This is a genomic window from Gottfriedia sp. NPDC056225 (assembly GCF_042267765.1).
Lineage (GTDB): Bacteria > Bacillota > Bacilli > Bacillales > Bacillaceae_G > Gottfriedia.
Genome location: NZ_JBHJTJ010000116.1, coordinates 1 through 2551 on the forward strand (window position 1 = coordinate 1; position 2551 = coordinate 2551).

Here is a 2551-nt window from a genome sequence, read left to right on the forward strand (position 1 = left end):
CTAACATCTCGATTTCATTGTTAAGTAATTTGAATGAAAATTGTATCAATTCTAAAATTATTAAGCAATTAATAAATGAAAATTATGTAATGTCTATGTAACTAGACTGCCATTTCGTATTATATGGTTAGCCAGAATTTTCTGGTTGACCTATTTTTAATAGGTAATATGATTACAGTAGCCAGGGTTGAACGTAACTGCCAGTGGGACTCATGATCACGTCCGCTAAACTGTTCTCCCTCTACTTATAGAAACATGTTTAGTGACATAAAAAAAATCGACTAAACAGCCGATCTTGTTATTCAACTTAAGCATCATTTAGTTGAATAAGCTCCAATATATTTCTGTAAATTCATCGCAGTAAAATCCTTCTAAATTACATAATTTAACTACCTTATCAATAGTAATTTTATCTGAACAGAGCATTGAAAAGTGGCTATCCCAATGAGTTGTTATTAGGAGTTTACTATCATGGGTAAAAAGATTTAAATGTTCATTTCGAAATGCTTCATTATCTTCAATTAAATCTTCCATATATTCTAATTTACGTTCTGTACAAAATTCATCTCCAATCCAAATCCAATCATGCCCTTCATTTTTTATAACACTTAGAATTGAATTCATTAGAAACTCTGGGAAGAAGCCTTCTGTTGGAATAATTATCTTATGCTCTTCACAAACCTTTTGAATTATTTCTGCTATTTTTTCATTTTTGTATTTTTCTCTTAAACCTGATATGTGAGTTCTTAAGCCTATATCTAATTGTTTATAATTTTTAATTCCAGAAATATTTAAGAATTGGCTCCAACTTATCATTTCACAATTATTAATAATGTCATTTTTACCTGGATATTTATCTGGAACAAATAAATCATAATCTAAAGTTTTAGGCTTAATAAAAGGATGATAAAAAATATAAACCTCTTCGAATACCCCTTTGTAAAATTCCTTAATAGACATATCAGCAGAAGCCCCTACTGAATACTTATGTGGTTCTGGTAACACTCTTGCTTTATTCATTAATTCACCTACTTTAATCTCATATTCCAACTTAGATTATATTTAAAATCCTTAACAAACTAAAGCATGCGTTAGTTCAATAAGATTAATAGAAATAACGAAAATAAATCGCAAGTATATATATAATTATCATAATAATAGAATAAATTTTCCCCAAAAATGTAATGCAACCTTTATCTTTCCATAAGAAAATTATGTAACCAATACACAATAGTAGTTGAATAATAAATACTGGTGATACTACTAATTTTGAGATAAGTTCTGGAAAGGGCATTTCCATAAATTTTTCATCCACAATACTCCCCCTAACATAAAACAATAATAGCATAATTAGCTAGTTCCTTATGCAACTAATCTGCCATTTTGTTCAATAAAAAAGGACCGACAAAATCGTCGATCTCGTTTTTCAACTAACGCATCAGTTAGTTGCATAAGCAGATATTCTAAAGAACCCCTTCGCCGAAATCTCTAATTACAATTGATAATATAAAAATTAAAACTAATATTATTCCAAATATAATGAAAGGGATATCTCTATTTTTTGAGCTTAGCAAATTTCGAAAAATGTCTTCTAGTAAAAAAATGGTATTAAACATTACAAAAATAAGAATTATAGGAATAACAATATTATCAGAAGAAATGCTAAAAAAATCGGTTACCATTAATAAAAACACTCCTAAAGAATTTGTTATTAAATCGCTTAAATCACGATACGATTTCCTCTTAAAGAGCCATTGGTAATAATTTTTAAGTACTTTCATATTTTTTCTCACCTTTAAAAAAGTTTGATCTTGTACAACTTAAGCATCAGTTAGCTATATAAGTCGCAAACTAATATCCTAAAGTTAATTTAATTATTTTGTATTATTAAAGTAAAAACCTAATATTCTATAAGCTGAAATTTCAATCTTTTTACCATTTTTGTCTATGAAAGTAATTTCATGTTTTGAAATAAAAAAACCATCCCTAGTATATGAAGAGTCATATTTAAGTTTTCCATTTGGACCATACCAACCTAATAGATGATTATCCGAAGTAGTAATACCTTTTTCATATGCTAAAAAATTTTCAAATGTTTGCGAACTACATAAGTCTGTTATAAAAAGAGTTATTAATGTACCAGCTACAAAATACAAAATAATTTTTTTCATTTTATTTCACCACCCTAACTTACTCTTTTTGAAGAGTAACAAAAAATGACCGAAGATCGTCGATCACGTTATTCAACTATCGCATGAATTAGTTGCATAAGGTTTTAAAATTTCTTTAAGAATCCATAGATAAATCCAGCTATTACAGTAATAGCGTAATACAAATACGCTTTTTTAGTTTTCAAATAATAATCCGTTTTTAGTACTTTATTAACCCCTTTCTCTCTAAAATATTTATTGAAATGTATATAGGTTTTAATGAATTCATAAATTGACAACACTCCAAAAATAATAAGAGATATTAAACTAACAGTTTTTAAAATCATTATCCCCACCCAGTAAATCCCCCTAATACATACTGACTAATTCTTTCTTTCAAT

General features: G+C 27.6%; 4 protein-coding genes. All 4 read right to left on the reverse strand.

Annotated elements, in window-relative coordinates; translation table 11 throughout:
• Window positions 1-318 precede the first annotated feature (318 nt).
• The gene (locus ACFCYN_RS25180; protein ID WP_375952870.1) at window positions 319-1020 is read right to left on the reverse strand and encodes a DUF2711 family protein; all 702 of its coding nucleotides are present in this window, start codon (window positions 1018-1020) and stop codon (window positions 319-321) included.
• A 443-nt stretch (window positions 1021-1463) separates the two neighbouring features.
• Complete coding sequence (locus tag ACFCYN_RS25185; RefSeq protein ID WP_375952873.1) at window positions 1464-1781, reverse strand: hypothetical protein; 318 nt, start codon at window positions 1779-1781, stop codon at window positions 1464-1466.
• A gap of 93 nt (window positions 1782-1874) precedes the next feature.
• Entirely contained in the window at window positions 1875-2171 is a 297-nt protein-coding gene (locus tag ACFCYN_RS25190) for a hypothetical protein (protein ID WP_375952876.1), read from the reverse strand.
• Between the two features lie 104 nt (window positions 2172-2275).
• A complete protein-coding gene (locus ACFCYN_RS25195) occupies window positions 2276-2506 on the reverse strand; it encodes a hypothetical protein (protein ID WP_375952878.1) in 231 nt (76 codons plus the stop codon).
• Window positions 2507-2551 lie beyond the last annotated feature (45 nt).